The following is an 18,525-nucleotide window of genomic DNA, read 5'->3' as shown; positions in this document are numbered from 1 at the left end:
GCGTCAACGTCCTCTGGGCCCTCATTCGTGACGGGAAGCACTACGAGCATGCACTCCCCGTCACATCAGCTGCTTGACAACAACATTAGGAGGTGGTGGGCGGCGAGCGTCCTGTCCGGCGGCGGTGCACGGCGGTGCACGGCGGTGGGCGGTGAAAACCCGGTGCGCCGGAACGGCGCCGGGCCGCAGACTCGGCGGATGGAACCCGACGCCGCCGTGACCGCCGCCGCGACCGCCGCCGCCTTCGGCCTGGGCCGCCCGCTCGGCCCCTGGCACCCGCTGGACAACGGGGGCGCCCCGACCGACAGCCGACGACTCGACACCACCCGGGGGCGGTGGACGGTCCGCACCGGCCGCCTGCACAGCGACTGGCACCACGAACAGGCCCACCGGGTGCACCGCCTGCAGCAGGCCGCCCGCGCCGCGGGCATCGCCATGCCGCCCCCCGTCCCGCCCCCGGCCCCCGCCGTCGGCTACTGGCACCGGCCCGACCCGGACGCACCGGACGTGGTCCGGGTCAGCGGCTGGCTGGACGGCCACGACCTGCGCCGGCCCGGCACCGGGGCCGAAACCCCGGCCGCCACCGACTGGGTCGGCCGCACCCTGGCCCGGATCGCCCGGCTGGACACCGGCGGCGGCACCCCCGAACCGCCCCACCCCCTCGCCGAGTGGCAGCAGTGGGTGGCCGAGGCCGAAGCGGGCGGACTCCCGGTCGCCGCACCGGCCCGCGCCCTGCTCCCCGCCGTCGCCGACGCCACCGCCCTGGTCGCCGACGCGCAGCGCGCCGCCCCCGCCGCCGTCCTGGTGCACGGCGACACCTCCCGGGCGAACGTGCTGCGCACCCCCGACGGCTACGCGCTGATCGACTGGGAGACGGCCCGGCCGGAAGTCCCCTGGTGGGAGGCCGTGAACGTGGCCTTCCGGTTCGCCACCCCCTCCAACGGCCCCGCCGTCGCCCCCGACCCCCGGACGGTCCGCCCGCTGCTCACCGCCTACCTGGACGCCGGCGGCCCGCCCGGACCGGCCGACCCCACCGCCTTCGCGGGCCTGCTGCGCAGCCAACTCGCGGTCGCCGCCTGGTGCCTGTGGCTGGCCCTCGGCCACCGCGCCGCCACCCCCGAACAGCGCGCCTTCGGACTGCGCCTGGTCACCGCCACCGCCCGCGACCTGCCCCGGGTCCTCCGCTCGCTGGCGGGCTGGACCGCCCTGCTGCACTGAACCCGACCGGCCGCCCGGTCCGCGCCGGACCATTACCTCGTCTTGGGAAAGGCATATGATCTCCCCGTCACGTCGGCCCGGACGCGAACCGGCCGACCACCGAGACGACGGGGGAACGACGATGGCAGCAGGACGGGACGACGACTTCGGCGGCCGGGAGATCGACGACGACGAGCTGCTGGACGTCGCCGACAACCCCGAGCAGGCCGCCGAACTGCACCGCGCACTGCGCACCCTGGCCACCAACGACAAGATCGGCCCCGAACTGCGCGAAATGGCCCGCGCGGTGCTCACCGGCCGGATCGGCATGCGCGAGGCGGTCCAGTCCGACCGCTACATGTCGGCCATCGGCACCCGCCTGGACGAGATGCGCACCGCGGCCCAGAACCTCTCGCCCGAGGAGCGCGAAGCCTCCGAGAAGCGGGCCGTCAAACTCCGCGAACAGTACGAGGCCGAACACGGCCCCGTCGAGGACGACGAGGACGACCCCTGGACCCGCCCCCGCGACGACCGCCCCTGACCCGGGCGGCAATCCGGAGGCGGGCGGCAACCCGGAGGCGGGCGGCAACCCGGAGGCGGGCGGTAATTCGGAGGCGGGCGGTAATTCGGAGGAGGGCCGGCTGACGCGCTGTTAGGGTGGCCGGATGGCAGTGCTCAGACAATTCCAGGTCACCTTCGACTGCGCCGAACCCGGCCGGCTCGCCCGGTTCTGGTGCGAGGTGCTCGGCTACGAGTCGAACCCGCCCAAGGGCTTCGCCAGTTGGGAGCAGTACGAGGAGTCGCTCCCGGCCGCCGAGCGCGACGCGTGGTCGGCCTGCACCGACCCCACCGGGGTCGGGCCCCGGCTGTACTTCCAGCGCGTTCCCGAGGGCAAGGTCGTCAAGAACCGGGTGCACCTCGACGTCCGGGTCGGGACCGGGCTGCTCGGTGAGGAGCGGCTGGCCGCGCTGGAGGCGGAGTGCGCCCGGCTCCTCCCGCTCGGCGCGGTGCGGGTGCGCCTGCTCTACGACGGCGGCGACGACTCGTGCATCGTGATGCAGGACATCGAGGGCAACGAGTTCTGCGTCGACTGACCCCCTTCGCAACTCCGGCCCGCCCGGCCCGGATCACGGCCGGGACCGGCGGCCCGGATCACGACTCGGACCGGCAGCCCGGACCGGCGGCCGGGATCACGGCCCGGACCGGCGGTCGGGCGAGGTCGGGGGGCGGGAGTGGCAGACGGATCCGGCAGGTCGGGGTACCGTCGAGGCACACGCACGGGAGGGCAGAGGCATGACCGCGACAGCAGAATCCGGGACGTTGCGCGTGCCGCGCAGCATCAACGGCATCGAGCAGGCGCTCACCTACGAGGAGCGGGCCAGGTTCTACGACGAACTCGGCCCCGTCGAGGACCCGGCGGACCGGGAGGCCGTGATCACCACGTGGTGGCTGCGGGCGATGTCCGCGGCCTACGGCGGCGACCGGAGCGGCTTCCGCGCCGCCGTCGCCCAGGTCCTGGCCGCCGGCCGGGCGCAGCAGGCGGGAGCCGCCGCGTGAGCGGTTGGCGGATATGGCTGCAGGACCAGCCCGCCCACACCATGGTCGCCATCTCGAAGGCGGACGACATCCTCTTCGCGCTGGTCACCGCGTCCCTGGTGCTGCTCGACGACCGGGCCGGCGCCCCCGTCGACGAGTGGGGCGACCTGCGCAACGTCGTCCTGGCCCCGTCCGTCACCGCCGAGGTGTTCGTCAACCCCGACGAGCGCACCATCGACGTGGTGCGCCTGGTCTGGCTCCCCGGCTTCGACAACTGACCGGTGGGGGAAGGCAGCTGACGCCCCGTCGGGTAGCTGCTTCCGGTGGCCTCCCCCTGCGGGCGTACGCCCGCGGGGGGACGTGCCCGGCGGCGGGGGACGGTTAGCATCCCCGGATGGATCGAGCCCTGCCGCGCCCGCCGTGGCCCAGCCGGCTGCCGACGCGGGTGCGGTCGGCGGCGCGTTCGGCGCTGACCTGGTGCGCCGCCGGGCTGTTCGCCCTGCTGCTGTTCGCCGTCACCTCGGCGGGAACGCCGCCGTTCAGCGGGCTCGGGGCCCGCGGCCTGCCCGCCGTGCTGCTGGCGCTGCCGGTCGGCGCGGCCCGCCGGCGGCCGGTGGCGGTGTTCGGAGTGCTGCTCGCCGAGTCCTGCGCCGCCGCCGCGCTCGGGGCGCGGACCTGGCCGTTCTTCCTGGCCGCCGCCGTCCTGGTCGGCGTCCTCGCCGCCACCCGGCCGCCCCGCACCGCGCTGGCCGCCGCCGGGGCCGAACTCGCCTTCTGGTCCGCCCAGTGGTGGACGGCCGCGCACCCGAACGACGGCCCCAGCGACTTCCTCAGCACGGCGGCGGCCCTCGCCGCGGCCCTGGCCATCGCCTGGCTGGCCGGCAACTCGCTGCGCCAGCAACGGGAGTACGCCGCGGCCCGGCGCGCCCAGGAACTGACCGCCGAACGGCTGCGGATCGCCCGCGAGGTGCACGACACCGTCGCGCACGGCCTGGGCGTCATCGCCATCCAGGCCGGCGCCGCACAACTCGTCCTCGACGCCCGCCCGGCCGACGCCCGCACCGCGCTCGCCGCGATCGAGACCACCAGCCGCGAGTCCCTGGCCGGACTGCGCCGGATGCTGGTCTCACTGCGCCGCACGGACACCGACGGCGGTCAGGGCCGGACGGCCGCCGTCGGCCTGGAGGCCGTCGAGCGGCTGGCCGGGGCGGTGGAACGGGCCGGGGTGCGGGTCGAGGTGCACTGGGAGGGCGAACGGCGGCCGCTGCCGCCCGAGGCCGACACGGCCGCCTTCCGGATCGTCCAGGAGTCGCTCACCAACACGGTGCGGCACTCCGGGGCCCGGCACTGCCGGGTCCGACTCCATTACGGGGAGGGAACGTTGGCCGTCGAGGTCGTCGACGACGGGCGGGCGGGCAGACCCGCCGGAGGCGAGAACGGGAGCGGCGGCGAGAGCGGGAGCGTGGGCGGCGGCGGGAGCGGGTCCGGTCTCGGGATCGCCGGGATGCGCGAGCGGGTCGCCCTGCTGGGCGGCCGGTTCGCCGCCGGGCCCCGGCCCGGGGGCGGCTACCGGGTGGTGGCGGAGCTGCCGGTATGACGATCAGGGTGCTGCTGGCCGACGACCAGGAACTGGTGCGCGCCGGACTGACCATGGCCCTCTCCGGCCTCCCCGACCTCGAGGTGGTCGGCGAGGCCGGCACCGGCACCGAAGCCGTCCGGCTGGCCGCCGCGCTGCGCCCCGACGTCGTGCTGATGGACATCCGGATGCCCGGCGCCGACGGCATCGAGGCCACTCGGGCCGTCACCGCCGAACCCGAACCGCCGCGCGTCCTGGTCCTCACCACCTTCGACGACGACGAGAACGTGCACGCCGCGCTGCGCGCCGGGGCCAGCGGGTTCCTGGTCAAGGACATGGCGCTGGTGGACATCATCGCGGCGATCCGGGTGGTAGCCGCCGGGGACGCCCTGCTCGCGCCCAGCGTCACCCGCCGCCTGATCGAGGAGTTCGCGGGCCGCCCGGCCCCCGCCCGGCGGCCGCGGCGGCTGGACGGGATCACCGGGCGGGAGCGCGAGGTGCTCACCCTGGTCGGACGCGGCCGCTCCAACGCCGAGATCGCCGCGGAGCTGTTCATCGGCGCCGCCACCGCCAAGACCCACGTGGCCCGGCTGCTCACCAAGCTCGGCGCCCGCGACCGCGTCCACCTGGTCATCGCCGCCTACGAGGCGGGCCTGGTGTCCCCGTCCGACTGAGCCGGCGGAGCACTGGGAACGGTGGGCGCGGTGGCGGGGTCACGGGGTCTGGACGGCGACCTCCGGGGCGTCGGGGGAGGGGCCGTCCAGCAGCGGCTGGGGGCGGCCCCTCAGTTGGAGGTCGAAGAAGGCTGCCAGGTAGGTGCGGGAGAGCGCCAGGCCGCGCAGCGGGTCGATCGTTCCCGGCGGGCGGGGCATCCCGGCGGCCGCGGAGAGCAGCGGCAGGTCGCTGAAGGTGCCGTGCTCGGCGCCCGCCACGGTCAGGCGGCGCTTCCAGCCGTCCAGCCGGGACCAGGCGTCGTCCCAGGTGGAGTCCAGCCCCGGGGCCTCGTCGGCGGCGCCGAACAGCAGGAACGGCCGCCCGTCCAGGCCGTTCGGCGGCATCGGCGCGTAGAAGGTGCCGTCCAGGTCGACCCCGGCCCGCACCCGGGGGTCGGCGGCCATGGTCACGGCGGCGGCGTCGCCCCCGATCGAGTGCCCGGCCATCCCGATCCGCCGGCGGTCGATCAGGCCGGCGCGCGGCCAGGACGGGTGGGCGGAGGTCAGCCGGTCGATCACGAAGGAGGCGTCCAGGGCCCGGCTCCGGGCGATCGCCCCGGCCCCGCCGGCCGGCGGCCGGTCGCAGATCGCGCAGGGCAGCGTCCGGCCGTCGGGGAAGGTGGTGCCGGAGGACTCGTAGGTGTGGTCGATCAGCGCGACCGCGTAGCCGCGGCTGGCCAGGTCCTCGGCCAGGCCGCTGAACAGCGCGCGCGGGAAGCCGAGTCCGGGCGAGAGCAGCACCAGCGGGAAGCGGCCGGGCGCCGGGCGGGCACCCGTCCGGGCCCAGGTGCGGACCCCGGTCAGCGACTCGGGCGGCAGCCCCGAGTCCGGTGCCTTCTCGGCGAGCAGCAGCCGGGCCTCGTCGAGGGTCAGGTACGGCGCGGGCGCCCCGGTGTCCGGCCGGGCCGGGTAGTACACCGACACCATCAGCTGCCGCGGCCCCGCGGACGGCACCCAGGGGTCCGGGCGCCGCTCGTCGACGAGGTGCAGCACGTCCCGCCCCACCGCGAACGGGCCGGTGGGGCGGGGCAGTTCGGCGGTGATCCCGGCGGCGGGTCCGGCGGCGGGTCCGGTGGCGGGTCCGGTCGGGGCGGAGGCCGCGGCGGGCGGCGGTGCGGCGGCGGCGAAGGCGGAGGCGGGCAGCGCGGCGGCGGCCGGCAGGGTCAGGGCGAGGACGAGCGCGGCGGCGGCCGCGCGGCGAATACCTGTCATGCCCCGAAAAGTAGGCCGCCCCACCCCGCCCGGTCGTCGCCCCGCGAGCCGACCGCCCCCTCCGCTCCCGGGCGGACCCGGCGTCCCCTTCCGGTCTGACGGACCGACTGTCTGATGGTCGTCCGTCGACCAACGACCCGGGCGCCGTCGCGCGCGCCGAAAGACAGCAGTGCGCACGTTCGTGCTGAAATCTCGGGTAGCATCGGCTCCATGACGGACATTCAGGACCTCGACGCCCGCGCACTGAAGACCACCCGGTCCCTGGTCGACCGGGTCGACGCCGACATGCTCCACCTGCCGACCCCCTGCGGCGCCTGGACGCTCGGGCAACTGCTCGCCCACATGACCGGCCAGAACCACGGCTTCGCCGCAGCGGCCCGCGGCGGCGGCCGCGACCTCGCCGACTGGGCGGACCGGCCGGTCGGGGACGACCCCGGGGGCGTCTTCGCCGCCTCCGCGGAGGAGGTCACCGCCGCGTTCGCCGAGGAGGGCGTCCTCGAACGGGGCTTCTGGCTGCCCGAGGTCCGCGACGGCGGCCCGTTCCCCGCGCCGCAGGCGATCGGCTTCCACTTCCTGGACTACGTCGTCCACGGCTGGGACGTCGCCGCCGCCCTCGGGATCCGCCCCGAGTTCGACCCCGAGCTCACCGCCGCCGTCCTCCCGATCGCCGCCTTCGTCCCCACCGGCCCCGCCCGCGAGCGCCCCGGCGCCGCCTTCGCCCCCGCCCTGCCCGCCCGGGACTCCGCCGCCGACCCGCTCGACCAGGCCCTGCGCCTGCTCGGCCGCGACCCCGACTGGACGCCGCCGCACGCCCGTTAGGAGCTGCCCGGCGGGTGCCCCGGTGCCGTTCGTGCAGGCGAGGGGGAGGCGCTGGGGGTCTCCAGGCCGGCGAGCAGGCGCAGGCCGTCCTCGGTGGGGCTGCCCGGGGTGGCGGAGAGGACCAGGAGTTCGACGCCGGAGCCGTCGGGGAGGGCGAAGTTCTCCTGGTGGAGTTCGAGCAGCCCGACCAGGGGGTGGCGGTAGGACTTGTGGCCGTGGGTGCGGGCGCGGACGTCGGCGCGGGCCCACAGGCGGCGGAAGCGCTCGCTGCCCATCGACAGTTCGCCGATCAGCGAGGCCAGCCGGGGGTCGTCCGGGTACTTCCCGGCGGCCAGCCGCAGGTGCCCGACCACGTCGCGGGTGCAGCTCTCCCACTCCCCGTAGAGGCCGCGCTCCTGCTCCTCCAGGAAGATGTGCCGGGCGGTGTTCAGGCCCTGCGCCGGGCGGCCGTACAGGAGTTCGGCGAGGCGGTTGCAGGCCAGCACGTCCAGCCGGTGGTCCATGATCAGTGCGGGGGCGCCGGAGACCAGGTCGAGGACGCGCAGCAGTTCCGGCCGGATCCGCCCGCCCGGGGCCTTGGCCCGGCGCCGCGGCTGCCGGGCCAGCCGGTGCAGGTGCTCCTGCTCCGTCGCGTCCAGGCCCAGTACCCGGGCGAGCGCGTCGAGGACCTGCTCGGAGGGCTGGGTGGCCCGCCCCTGCTCCAGGCGCACGTAGTAGTCGACGCTCACCCCGGACAGGTGCGCGACCTCCTCGCGCCGCAGCCCCTCGACCCGCCGGCGGCTGTCGGTGGGGATGCCGGCCGCGGCCGGGTCGACCCGGGAGCGCCGGGTCCGCAGGAAGCCCGCGAGATCGTCCATGCCTCCGAGTATCGCCCGGCGGCGGCCCGCCGCGGGTGGCCCTGCGAGTACCAGGAAGCCCGGTCCTACGGAAGCGGAGCCCCTGAACAACGGGCGCCGCGGCGCCCAGGATCGGAGGCGTCGAAGAACGCCGCACCGGAGGAGACCCCGATGAAGACCCTGATCGTGCACGCCCACCCCGAGCCGAAGTCGCTCAACGGCTCGCTCAAGGACCACGCGGTGTCCGTGCTGGAGGCCGCCGGGCACCGGGTGCGGGTCAGCGACCTGTACGCGATGGGCTGGAAGGCTGCCGCCGACGCCGCCGACTACGGCCCGCACGCCTCCAGCCCGCTGAAGGTCCCGCTGGACTCCGGCCGCGCCTTCGAGGCCGGGGAGCTCACCGCCGACGTCCGCGCCGAGCAGGAGAAGCTGCTCTGGGCCGACACCGTCATCCTCCAGTTCCCGCTGTGGTGGTACACGATGCCCGCCATCCTCAAGGGCTGGGTCGACCGGGTCTTCACCTACCGCTTCGCGTACGGCGTCGGCGAGCACAGCGACACCAAGTACGGCGAGCGCTTCGGAGAGGGCACCCTGGCCGGGCGCCGGGCCCTGCTCTCGGTCACCGTCGGCGGCCCCGCCCCGCACTACGCCGCCCGCGGCATCAACGGCCCGATCGACGACCTGCTGTTCCCGATCCAGCACGGCATCCTGCACTACCCCGGCCTCGAAGTGCTGCCGCCCTTCGTGGTCTACGGCGGCGACCGGCTCACCCCCGAGCAGTACCCCGCCGTCGCCGCGGCCTGGGAGCAGCGCCTGCTCACCCTGGAGACCACCGAGCCGATCCCGTTCCGCCGGCAGAACTTCGGCGACTACGAGATCCCCGCCCTGCACCTCAAGGAGGGCCTCGAACCGGCCGGCCGCACCGGCTTCGGCCTGCACACCCGGGCCTGAACCCGGAGCCGCGGCGGGGCCTGCCGCCCGGGCCGCCGCGCCGCGGTTAGCATCGCCGGATGACCGAGTTCCGCACCGTCCGGGCCACCCCGCTGTCCGCCGAAGAGGCCTGGCGGCGCGTCACCGACTGGCCGCGGCACGGCGCGGGCGTCCCGTTCACCACCGTGCGCTCCGACGGCCGGACGGTGGTGGCCCGGACGGGCGCGGGCCGGTTCGGCTTCGACGACGTGATGGACCTGGTCCGCCAGGAGCCCCCGGGCGGCGGCCGCCCCGGCATCTGCCGCCTGGTCAAACGCGGCCCGCTGGTGACGGGTTGGGCCGAGATCGAGGTCCGCCCGCACCCCCGCGGCGGCGCCGTGGTCCGCTGGCGCGAGGACCTGCGGATCGGCCCGCTGCCCGCCCTGCTGGACCGCCCCACCGCCTGGTGCGGCCGCCTGCTCTTCCGCCGCACCCTGCGCACCCTGCTGCGCTGAACGGCCGGGCCCTGCGCGCCCTGTTCCGTTGAACGGCCGGACCTGCGCACGCTGCTGCTGCGCCGAACGCCCGGGTGCGCCCGCTCAGTCCGCCTCCCGGACGCGGGCGTGCAGGTGCATGTCGTGCCAGCCGTCGGCGTGCAGCAGGGCGCTGCGGCGGGTGCCCTCCAGGGCGTAGCCGTTCTTGTCGGCGATCCGGCAGGAGGCGGGGTTCGCGGTGGAGTGGCCCAACTCGACCCGGTGGAAGCCCACTTCGTGCAGCGCCCAGTGCGAGGCCCGCGCCACCGCCCGCGAGCAGACGCCCCGCCCGCGGGCCTCGGGGGCGGTCCAGTAGGCGATCTCCGCCTGCCCGCCGTACAGCACCAGGGACTGCAGAGAGACCCGCCCGAGCAGCCCGCCGTCGGCCCCCGCCACCGCCCAGTGCGCGGCCTTCTCGTCCGCCCAGTCGCGCCGCCACCGGACGATCCACTCGCCCGCCTCCTGGTCGGAGTCCGCCCCGCGCAGGTGCCAGCGCCGGATCGCCGGGTCCCGGAACACCCGGGCGACGTCCGCCGCGTCCGTGTCGAGCCAGGGCCGCAGCAGCAGGCCGCCGTCGAGCGGCAGGACGGGCTGGGCACAACGGTTGAGGCTGCCCGGCGGCACGACCGGGGGAACGAGGGGAGGCATGCCCCGCATCATGGCAAGGCCGGGCGGCCCGGTGCCACCGGGTTCCCGTCCGGTGCGGTGAGGTGCGGCGCGGGATCAGGCGCGGTCGACGACGGAGGTCACCACGGTGTGCAGGTGGCGGCGGAAGCGGTCCAGGACGGGGAGGTCGAGGGGGCCGCGGCGGGTGCCGTCCGGGTCGATGACGCCGGCCCGGCCGAAGGAGTGGGAGGTCCAGACGATGGTGAAGACCAGCATCTCGACGTCGGTGCCGGGGCCGAGGCCGGAGCGGTCGAGGACGGCCCGGACGGCGGTGGCGACCTCGGCGAGCAGCGGGCCGGCGAACTCGCTCTCGATGTCGGAGTGGTCGGCGCCCTCGGCCAGCCAGCGGCGCATCCACAGGGCGGGCACCTCGGGGTGGCCCAGGCAGAAGGACAGGTAGTCGTCGACGAAGGCGAGCAGGGCGGCGCGGGTCTCGTCGGGGGTGGGGCCGCAGGCGTGCAGGCGGACCAGGGCCTCGGTGACGACCCGGCGCTGGGCGAGGTGGGCGCGGCGCATCACCTCGCGGTAGAGCTCGGGCTTGGCGCCGACGTGGTAGGCGACGGTGGCGATGTTCAGGCCGACCGCGTCGCCGATCGCCCGGGTGCTGGTGGCGTCGTAGCCGCGTTCGGCGAACAGCCGGGTGGCGGTCGCCAGGATCCGTTCGCGGGGGCCGTCCTCGGGCAGGTCGCTCATGGGCCCTGAGGATAGCGGACCGGAGCGGACGAAATCCATCAGGTGATGGAGGGGGAACAGGCAGGTCACCACCCATTGTGCCGGACTCCATCATTCGATTGAATGAGCGCCTTTCCACGAGAGGAGCACCCGGCATGGGCTCGACCAGGGTGGCGGTGATCGGCGCCGGCGCGGCAGGACTGGCCGCCGCCAAGGCACTGCTCGACCACGGGCTGCACGTCACCGTCCTGGAGCGCGGCACCCGCGTCGGCGGCCTGTGGGCGGGCGACGACGGCGACGGGGGCTCCCCGGCGTACGACAGCCTGCACCTGAACACCAGCAAGGGCCGCACCCAGTTCGCCGACTTCCCGATGCCCGCGCACTGGCCCGACTTCCCGTCCGCCGCCCGGGTTGCCGGCTACCTCGCCGACTACGCCGAGGAGTTCGGCATCACCGAGCGGGTCAGGTTCGGGACGCCCGTCGAGCGGGTCGTCCGGGACGCCGACGGCTGGCGGGTCGACGGCGAACGCCATGACGCCGTGGTCGTCGCCAACGGCCACAACCGGGACCCGAAGTGGCCCAGCCCCGGCTACCCCGGCCGCTTCGACGGCACCCAGCTGCACGCCCACGACCACCGCGGCGCCGACGCGTACGCGGGCCGGCGGGTGCTGGTCGTCGGCACGGGCAACTCCGCGATGGACATCGCCGTCGACGCCTCGCACACCGCCGACGGTCCGGTGCTGCTCTCCGCCCGGCGCGGCACCCACATCGTGCCCAAGTACCTGTTCGGCCGCCCCGCCGACGCCACCGGCGGCGCGCTCGCCGTCCTGCCCTGGCGGCTCCGGCAGGCCGTCGCGCAGAGCGTGCTCAAACTCGCCGTCGGCACCCCCCAGCGGTACGGGCTGCCCGCCCCCGCCGGCGGCCTGTTCCAGAACCACCCCACCATCAGCGACACCGTCCTGCACCGCCTCACCCACGGCGAGATCGAGGCCCGCCCCGGCATCCAACGGCTCGACGGCACCCGGGTGCACTTCACCGACGGGCGCAGCGACCGGGTCGACGTCATCGTCTGGGCCACCGGCTACCGCGTCACGATCCCCTTCCTGGACGAGCGCTGGACCGGCCCCGACCCCGAGCAACTCCCGCTCTACCAGCGGGTGTTCCACCTCGACGACCCCACCCTCAGCTTCGTCGGACTGATGCAGTCCACCGGCGCCGCCCTCCCCGTGGTCGAGGCCCAGGGCCGCCTGGTCGCCGCCCACCTCGCCGGCCGCTACGCCCTGCCCGGCGCCGAGCGGCAGCGCGAACACGTCCGCCGCGCGCACGCCGCCGCCGTCCGGCGCTGGGGCGACAAGCGGCCGATGATGCGGATCGACTTCGACCGGTACGTCGCCGCCGTCCCCCGCGAACTCAAGGCCGGCGCCCGCCGCGCCCGGAAGGAGAAGACCCCGTGAGCGCACTGAACCGCCGTCAGGACCCGCGCGGACGCCGGGTGCTGATCACCGGCGCCTCCGGCACCATCGGACGCGCCCTCGGCGAACGCCTCACCGCCGCCGGGGCGCACGTGCGCGGCCTCGACCTGCGGCCCACCGGCGACGAGCCCTTCCCCGTGCTGCGCTGCGACGTCACCGACGACGCCAGCGTGCGCGAAACCGTCGCCCGAGCCCTGGAGGCCCTCGGCGGCCTCGACGTCCTCGTCAACAACGCGGGCGTCGGCGGACCGGCCCCCGCCGAGTACGCCCCCGGCGCCGAGGTCCGCCGCCAGCTGGAGATCAACCTGCTCGGCACCTGGCGCACCACCGCCGCCTGCGTCGACGCCCTGGTCGCCGCCCGCGGCCGGGTCGTCATGGTCGCCTCCCGGATGGCCGTCCTGCAGCTCCCGCTGGCCGCCGCCTACGGCGCCTCCAAGCGCGCCATGGTCGCCTACGCCGACGCGCTGCGCCTCGAACTCGGCACCCACGTCGGCGTCAGCTGCGTCTACCCGTCCGCCGTGCGCAGCCCGATCCACGACTCCACCGCGGCCGCCGGGCTCTCGCTGGAGGGCATGAGCGTGTACGAGCCGCTGGAGGGCGTGCTCGACGCGATCGGGAAGGCCGCGTTCTCCACCCGCCCGCACCGCGACGTCACCACCACCCGCAAGGGCGCCGTCGAGTTCTTCCTGGCCCGCCACCTGCCCGCCCTCACCGACCGGATCGTCGCCCGCACCCTGAACGCCCGGGCCGCCGCCGGGGCCTTCGACGGCGCCGAACTTGCCGCCGGCGTGGTCGCCCGGAACAGGGGGACGAAGTGACGGAGGTCCGGGCCGGGCGGAAGGCGCTCACGCTGTACGCGGCCGGGTCGGTCGGCATGGGCGTCTGGGTCACCGTGCCCGGACTGCTGCTGCTGTACTTCCTCACCGACGTGCTCGGCGTGAGCGCCGCCCTGGCCGGACCCGCCCTGCTGCTGCCCAAGGCCGTCGACGTCGTCGTCCACCCGCTGCTCGGCTCCCGCTCCGACCGGCAGGCCCGTCGCGACGGCCACCGGCGCCGGATGATGCGCGGCGGACTGCTGCTCGGCGCCGCGCTGGCCGCGATGTTCAGCGTCCCGCCCGCGCTGACCGGCCCGGGCGCCGCGCTCTGGGTCGGCGGCTGGTTCACCGCCGGGAACCTGCTGTTCGCCGCCTTCCAGGTGCCCTACCTGACCACCCCCTCCGACCTGGCGGTCGGCTACCACGAACGCACCCGGGTCTTCATGTTCCGGACGGCCCTGCTGACGGCGGGCCTGCTCGCCGCCGGGGTCGCCGCACCTGCGCTCTCCTCCGGCGGCGCCCGCACCGACTACACCCGGATGGCCGTGCTGCTGGCCGCCGCGATGGCCGCCTCCGCCGCCGTCGCCCTGCGCGGCGTGCGCCGGCTGACCGCCGAGTGCGGGTTCAAGGCCCCCGCCGAACGGGCCGGGCACTCCACCCGCGCCGACCTGCGCACCGCCCTGCGCGACCGCAACTTCCGCCCCCTGGTGCTGTCCTACCTGTTCACCGGCACCACCACGCACCTGTTCCTGGCCGCCCTGCCCTACGTCACCGCGTACGTCTTCCGGGACGGGAAGCTCACCGCCCTGCTCATGGGGCTCTTCCTCGCCCCCGCCCTGCTCTCCGGCCCCGCCTGGACGGCCTGGTCCCGGCGGCCGGGCAACGGCAAGCAGCGCGGACTGCTCATCTCCCAGGCCGGGTTCGCCACCGGCTCGGTGCTCCTGCTGCCCGCCGCCGCCCTGCTCGACGGCCCCGCCCGGACCGCCGCCACCGCCGCCGTGGTGATGGCCATGGGCACCGCCTTCGCCGGACTCCAGCTCTTCGCGTTCGCGCTGCTCCCGGACGCCGTCGCCGCCGCCGACACCGCCGAAGCGGGCGCCTACACCGGCGTGTGGACCGCCACCGAGGCCACCGGCACCGCCGTCGGCCCCTACCTGTACTCCGCCGTCCTCGCCCTCGGCGGCTTCGTCTCCAGCACCGGCGGCGCCCACGCCCCGCAGAGCGACACCGCCCTGACCGCCCTGCTGACCGGGTTCACCCTGCTGCCCGCCGCGCTGATGGCCCTCGCGCTCGGGTTCCAGCGCCGCTGCGCCCTGGACGCGGATGCAGGGGCTCGGGGAACGGCGGGTCCGAGCCGCTGACGGTCGGAGCCCATCGGAGTGTCCGTGCTGCTGCGGGTCTTCGACAGAACCGGAAGCAGATGCGCGCAACGGCAGTGAACCCGCAGCAGCCACGGCCTCGCCGTTCCCCGAGCCCCTGGATGCGTGCGCTTCAGCGCAGGACGGCGGCCAGCAGGTCGGTGCCGAGCGTGCCGGTCGCCGCCAGGTCCAGGACGTGGTGCACGTGCCGCCCCCGGCGGTGGGCGGTCAGCAGGCCGGCCCGGCGCAGCACGGCGAGGTGGCGGGAGACCTCCGGCGGGGTGAGCTCCCAGGCCCGGGCCAGCTCGCCGGTGGTGTGCGGGCCGCGCGCCAGGGTGCGGACCAGGCGCAGCCGCACCGGATGGGCCAGCGCCTCCAGCCGCAGGCTGACGGTCTCCAGCGGGACGGCCGCCGGACGCCGCCCGTCCGCCGCCGGGTACTGCACCACCGGCTGCCAGCCGGGGGCGTACACCGCGACCAGGTGCGGGTGGCCGAACACGCTGGGCAGGAAGGTCACCCCGGCCGGGCCCGCCTGCGCGGTGGAGTCCTGCAGCTTGTCCAGGACCAGCGAGCCGCCGCCCGGGCTGACGGCGACCGCCGCCGACACCTCGGCCAGGGCCGCGGCCAGCCCCTGACGGCGCCTCAGCTCGGCCTTGTCCCGCACGTCCCGGCCCAGCCGGGCCGCCAACGCCGGCCACTCCGCGTCGAAGAACGCCGCCGCACACAGCTCCAGGGTCTCCCGCACCCGGGCCCGGACCGCCGCCGGATCCGCCAACAGGCGCTCCGCGAACGCCTCCTGCACCGGCCCGCGGGCCTGCGCCCGATCCAGCGCCGCCGCCCGGGCCGCCGGGTCGTGCAGCGGGGAGCGGTCGGCGAACGACCACCGGTTGGAGCCGCAGGTGGTGACCAGCGCCGCCCGCGCGTACCGGTCGTCGTCGAGCGCGTCCACCTCGTCCAGCTCGGCCGCCAGGGTGGCCCGCGGCCGGGCCGGCACCAGGAAGTCCGCCCGGGAGGAACGCCACAGGAACTCCGCCTCGCGCAGCCGCTCGGCCAGCTCCGGGCGCAGCCCCGCCCACACGCCCGCCGCCCACCCGGCCAGCTGCGGATGGTGCTCCGGCGAGGCCAGCACGTGCAGCATCGCGGTGAGTTCGGCGAGCGGGGAGACACCGAACCGGATCCGCTCCGGCGGCGTCCCGGCGAGGTCGATGCGCAGGGTCACCCCGGTATTCTCGCTGCTCACGGGCGGCGCCCCGGCGTCGGTTGACGGAAAGCGTCAACCGACGTGACCGCCCCGCCGCCCCGCCCGCACCGTGGCGCCATGACCACCACCACCCCCGCCGCCCCATCGCTGCGCCCGCCCCGTCCGACGCTCCGCCGCCTCGTCCGGGCCGGCGGCGGCCCGCGCTACGCCGCCGCCCTGCTCGTCGACGCCCTCGGCTCGGGCCTGCTGCGCCCGTTCCTGCTGCTCTACGGCATCGCGGTGCTGCACCTGGACGCGGCCGCCACCGGGCTGGCGATGACCGGCGGGATCGTCGCGGGCCTGGCCTGCATGCCGCCGCTCGGCCGCTGGCTGGACCGGGGCGCCCGCAGCGCCGCCGTCGCCGCCGCGATGCTGGTGCGGGTGGTCGGCGTGGCCGTGCTGCTGGCCGCGCCGACCGGGAGCGTCGCCCTGTTCACGCTGGCCGCGCTGTTCCTCGGCATCGGCAACCAGGCCTGGCCCGCCGCGCACGCCGCCCTGGTCACCACCGTCGCCGAGGCCCACCTGCGGGACACCGCGCTCGCCGCCGCCCGCTCCGTCCGCAACGCCGGGCTCGGCCTCGGCGCGCTGCTCGCCACCGTCTGCCTGACCGGCGGCGCCCCCGCCCTGCGGGCGCTGGCCGCGGTCAGTGGCGCGGGTTTCCTGGCGGCCGCCGCGCTGGCCCGCTCGGTCAAGGTCACCGCCGGGCGGGCCGGACGCGCGCCCGGCGCGGCGGCGGCGGACGGCGGGACGCGGCGGCTGCGGACGGTGCTGCTGGCCAACGTGGTGTACGTGTTCTGCCTGAACGTGCCCGAAGTGGCGGTGCCGCTGGTGCTGGTGACGGTCCTGCACGCCTCCCCGGCCTGGCCCGCCGCGGTATTCGTCGCCAACACCGTGCTGGTGGTCACCCTCCAGGTGCCGGTCACCGGGTGGGCGGCGGCCCGCTGGCCGCGGGCACGGGTGCTGGCGCTGTCCGGGGCGGTGCTGGCCGCGAGCTACCTGGCCTTCCTGCCGGCCGCGGCGCTCGGCCCGCTCGCGGTGGCGCTGGTGACGATCCCGTGCACCCTCGGCGAGATCCTCTACGCGGGCAGCGCCACGCCCCTGGTCACCGCCCTCGCCCCGGCCGGCGGGCTCGGCCGCGCGCTGTCGCGCCTGCAGTTTTCCACCGGCCTGGGCCTGGCGCTCTCCCCGGCCGTCATCACCGCCCTCGCCCCGCTCGCCCTCTGGCCCGCCCTGGCCGGCGCCACCCTGGCCGCCGCCGCGGCCGTCCACCGCACCGGTGTCCGGACGGCTCAGCCGCAGGTCAGGTCGCGGGCGGGCAGGCGGCCCGTGGTCAGGTAGCGGGTGACGCTGTCGTCCGCGCAGGACGGCCCGTTCACCACCACGCCGTGCCCCTCGCCCCCGGCGACCGTGACCATCCGGGCGCCGTGCAGGGCCCGCCGCATGCCGTCGGCCATGGCCAGGGTGGTCTGCGGGTCCCACCGGTTCTGCACGATCAGCGCGCCGACGCCGTTGTCCACCGCGGTGGGCGGCTCGCCGCCGGTGCGCGGCCAGAACGCGCACGGCACGATGTTCGCCCCCAGGTCGCCGGCCAGCGGGGCGGCGGCCCGATCGCGGAGCGCGTCCCGGCGGTACTGCCCCGGGTCGCGGGGCCAACTGCCGGGCGCGTCCCCGCAGAAGACGGACCACGCGGCCGAGACGGCGTTGTCGGGCGCCGCGGCCGCAGGCGCCGCCGGGGCGGCCGGACCGCCCGCGGCCGCGGCCCGCAACGCGGCGATCCAGGCGCTCGCGGCCTCGACGTGCACGAACCCGGCGTACTGCGCCCGGATCGCGTCGCCGTCCACCGCCCCGTCCCCGGTCGGCACGGGCGTCCGGTCGGCGCGGGCGACCAGCTCCCAGAAGGCCCGGCGGACCTGCGCCGGGGTGGCGCCCAGCCCGTACGCGGCGTCGCGGTCCGCGGCCCACTCGGTCCACCGGGTGAAGGCGGCCTCGGCGTCCTGCGCCCCCCGCCGCAGCACCCCCCGCCAGGCCAGCGCCGGGTCGACCGCGCTGTCCAGCACGAACCGGTCCGCGCGCTGCGGGAACAGCTGGGTGTAGACGGCGCCCAGGTAGGTGCCGTACGAGTGCCCGAAGTAGGAGATCCGCCGCTCGCCCAGCGCCGCCCGCACCAGGTCCATGTCCCGCGCCGTGTTGCGGGTCGTCAGGTGCGGCAGCACGTCCCCCGCCGCGGCCCGGCACTTGTCGGCGACCGACTTCGCCCGGGCCGTGTCCTGCGCGAACGTCCGTGCCGCGTAGGGGTGCTGGAAGCCCCGCTCGTCCTCGGACAGGCCGCAGGAGACCGGCGAACTCCGTCCGACCCCGCGCGGGTCGAAGCCGATCAGGTCGAAGCGCTCCCGCACCTGCGGCGACAGCGCGGGCTGCATCAGCACCGGCAGCTCCAGCCCCGGCCCGCCCGGGCCGCCGGGGTTCATCAGCAGCACCCCGTGCCGCTCCCGCGCGCTGCCCGCCCGGACCCGCGAGACGGCGAGGTCGATCGTCCGGCCCGCCGGGCGGGCGTAGTCCAGCGGCACCACGACCGTCGTGCACTCGAAGGCCGCGGGCTGCTGCGGGTCGCAGCGCTCCCAGTGCAACTGCTGCCGCTCGTAGCGCCGCAGCGGGTCCTCGGCCGCGGACGCCGCCGCGGGGGCGAGCGCCACGGGCAGGGCCGTCACCGCCCCGAGGGCCAGTGCGGTGATCCTTCGTCGGGTGCGCCGTGCCATGCCAGTCCTCCACGCGGGGTCGTACCTGCGGAACGCCTCCAGTCTCCGTTCCGCCGCACCCGCGGAACGTACGGCGCGGGAACGGGACCGGGCTCCAACTTCCGGCGTACGGCGCCGCCCTGACGTCCTGCCACGGGCGCACCCCCGGGTGCCCGCGGGGTCGGGGCATGCGCCGGCCCCGGGCGGGCACACGGCCGGGCATGAGCGAGCAGCAG

20 protein-coding genes are annotated in these 18,525 nt (G+C 76.3%); 14 read left to right on the top strand and 6 right to left on the bottom strand.

What is annotated here, in order from left to right:
* Positions 1–198 precede the first annotated feature (198 nt).
* The 7 genes from IH44_RS0126655 to IH44_RS0126625 all read left to right on the top strand — a co-directional run bounded on the left by IH44_RS0126655 (position 199) and on the right by IH44_RS0126625 (position 4,983).
* Complete coding sequence (locus IH44_RS0126655; RefSeq protein WP_030462275.1) at positions 199–1,218, top strand: aminoglycoside phosphotransferase family protein; 1,020 nt, start codon at positions 199–201, stop codon at positions 1,216–1,218.
* Between the two features lie 121 nt (positions 1,219–1,339).
* Positions 1,340–1,738: a hypothetical protein gene (locus IH44_RS0126650; RefSeq protein ID WP_051817347.1), complete on the top strand. Its 399-nt coding sequence runs from the start codon at positions 1,340–1,342 to the stop codon at positions 1,736–1,738.
* Positions 1,739–1,862: 124 nt separating this feature from the next.
* Positions 1,863–2,291, top strand: a complete 429-nt coding sequence (locus IH44_RS0126645) for a VOC family protein (RefSeq protein ID WP_030462273.1) — start codon at positions 1,863–1,865, stop codon at positions 2,289–2,291.
* Between the two features lie 199 nt (positions 2,292–2,490).
* Complete coding sequence (locus IH44_RS0126640; RefSeq protein WP_157852468.1) at positions 2,491–2,754, top strand: hypothetical protein; 264 nt, start codon at positions 2,491–2,493, stop codon at positions 2,752–2,754.
* Positions 2,751–3,011 carry a hypothetical protein gene (locus IH44_RS0126635; protein ID WP_030462271.1) on the top strand — a complete coding sequence of 87 codons (261 nt, stop codon included), beginning with the start codon at positions 2,751–2,753 and terminating at the stop codon, positions 3,009–3,011. The genes IH44_RS0126640 and IH44_RS0126635 overlap by 4 nt, the downstream gene beginning before the upstream one ends.
* Positions 3,012–3,127: 116 nt before the next feature.
* Entirely contained in the window at positions 3,128–4,330 is a 1,203-nt protein-coding gene (locus IH44_RS0126630) for a sensor histidine kinase (RefSeq protein WP_081967134.1), read from the top strand.
* Positions 4,327–4,983, top strand: a complete 657-nt coding sequence (locus IH44_RS0126625; protein WP_030462269.1) for a response regulator transcription factor — start codon at positions 4,327–4,329, stop codon at positions 4,981–4,983. Before IH44_RS0126630 ends, IH44_RS0126625 begins: the two co-directional genes overlap by 4 nt.
* 39 nt (positions 4,984–5,022) lie before the next feature.
* On the opposite strand, the gene IH44_RS0126620 is transcribed toward IH44_RS0126625, so the two are convergent.
* Complete coding sequence (locus IH44_RS0126620) at positions 5,023–6,234, bottom strand: acetylhydrolase (protein ID WP_030462268.1); 1,212 nt, start codon at positions 6,232–6,234, stop codon at positions 5,023–5,025.
* A gap of 210 nt (positions 6,235–6,444) precedes the next feature.
* Between IH44_RS0126620 and IH44_RS0126615 the strand changes: the two genes are divergently transcribed.
* Entirely contained in the window at positions 6,445–7,053 is a 609-nt protein-coding gene (locus tag IH44_RS0126615) for a TIGR03086 family metal-binding protein (RefSeq protein ID WP_030462267.1), read from the top strand.
* Here IH44_RS0126615 and IH44_RS0126610 read toward each other — a convergent pair.
* Positions 7,050–7,910 (bottom strand): helix-turn-helix transcriptional regulator, encoded by an 861-nt coding sequence (locus tag IH44_RS0126610; RefSeq protein WP_030462266.1) that lies wholly within the window; start codon positions 7,908–7,910, stop codon positions 7,050–7,052. The genes IH44_RS0126615 and IH44_RS0126610 overlap by 4 nt on opposite strands.
* 150 nt (positions 7,911–8,060) lie before the next feature.
* Between IH44_RS0126610 and IH44_RS0126605 the strand changes: the two genes are divergently transcribed.
* Positions 8,061–8,840: an NAD(P)H-dependent oxidoreductase gene (locus IH44_RS0126605; protein ID WP_030462265.1), complete on the top strand. Its 780-nt coding sequence runs from the start codon at positions 8,061–8,063 to the stop codon at positions 8,838–8,840.
* A 59-nt stretch (positions 8,841–8,899) separates the two neighbouring features.
* Positions 8,900–9,313 (top strand): hypothetical protein, encoded by a 414-nt coding sequence (locus IH44_RS0126600; RefSeq protein WP_030462264.1) that lies wholly within the window; start codon positions 8,900–8,902, stop codon positions 9,311–9,313.
* Positions 9,314–9,397: 84 nt separating this feature from the next.
* Here IH44_RS0126600 and IH44_RS0126595 read toward each other — a convergent pair whose 3' ends face one another.
* Positions 9,398–9,979, bottom strand: a complete 582-nt coding sequence (locus tag IH44_RS0126595; protein ID WP_030462263.1) for a GNAT family N-acetyltransferase — start codon at positions 9,977–9,979, stop codon at positions 9,398–9,400.
* A 75-nt stretch (positions 9,980–10,054) separates the two neighbouring features.
* Positions 10,055–10,690 (bottom strand): TetR/AcrR family transcriptional regulator, encoded by a 636-nt coding sequence (locus IH44_RS0126590; RefSeq protein WP_030462262.1) that lies wholly within the window; start codon positions 10,688–10,690, stop codon positions 10,055–10,057.
* Between the two features lie 134 nt (positions 10,691–10,824).
* Here IH44_RS0126590 and IH44_RS48500 point away from each other — a divergent pair, with 134 nt between their 5' ends.
* From IH44_RS48500 to IH44_RS0126575, 3 genes are read left to right on the top strand one after another with little or no spacing between them, the layout of a single operon-like run.
* Positions 10,825–12,123 (top strand): NAD(P)/FAD-dependent oxidoreductase, encoded by a 1,299-nt coding sequence (locus tag IH44_RS48500; RefSeq protein ID WP_030462261.1) that lies wholly within the window; start codon positions 10,825–10,827, stop codon positions 12,121–12,123.
* Positions 12,120–12,959 (top strand): SDR family oxidoreductase, encoded by an 840-nt coding sequence (locus tag IH44_RS48495; protein ID WP_030462260.1) that lies wholly within the window; start codon positions 12,120–12,122, stop codon positions 12,957–12,959. The genes IH44_RS48500 and IH44_RS48495 overlap by 4 nt, the downstream gene beginning before the upstream one ends.
* Positions 12,956–14,317, top strand: coding sequence for an MFS transporter (locus tag IH44_RS0126575; RefSeq protein ID WP_051817346.1), 1,362 nt, complete (start codon positions 12,956–12,958; stop codon positions 14,315–14,317). The genes IH44_RS48495 and IH44_RS0126575 overlap by 4 nt, the downstream gene beginning before the upstream one ends.
* 130 nt (positions 14,318–14,447) lie before the next feature.
* Here IH44_RS0126575 and IH44_RS0126570 read toward each other — a convergent pair whose 3' ends face one another.
* A complete protein-coding gene (locus IH44_RS0126570; protein WP_030462258.1) occupies positions 14,448–15,533 on the bottom strand; it encodes a DUF5937 family protein in 1,086 nt (361 codons plus the stop codon).
* 99 nt (positions 15,534–15,632) lie between these two features.
* On the opposite strand from IH44_RS0126570, the gene IH44_RS0126565 reads away from it, so the two are divergent.
* Positions 15,633–16,892 carry an MFS transporter gene (locus IH44_RS0126565; RefSeq protein ID WP_051817349.1) on the top strand — a complete coding sequence of 420 codons (1,260 nt, stop codon included), beginning with the start codon at positions 15,633–15,635 and terminating at the stop codon, positions 16,890–16,892.
* On the opposite strand, the gene IH44_RS0126560 is transcribed toward IH44_RS0126565, so the two are convergent.
* Positions 16,844–18,310 carry an alpha/beta hydrolase gene (locus IH44_RS0126560; protein ID WP_051817345.1) on the bottom strand — a complete coding sequence of 489 codons (1,467 nt, stop codon included), beginning with the start codon at positions 18,308–18,310 and terminating at the stop codon, positions 16,844–16,846. The genes IH44_RS0126565 and IH44_RS0126560 overlap by 49 nt on opposite strands.
* Positions 18,311–18,525: the final 215 nt, after the last annotated feature.

It is taken from the genome of Kitasatospora sp. NRRL B-11411, from assembly GCF_000721345.1.
Taxonomy (GTDB): domain Bacteria; phylum Actinomycetota; class Actinomycetes; order Streptomycetales; family Streptomycetaceae; genus Kitasatospora; species Kitasatospora cineracea.
This window is presented reverse-complemented; position numbering and strand designations above follow the sequence as displayed.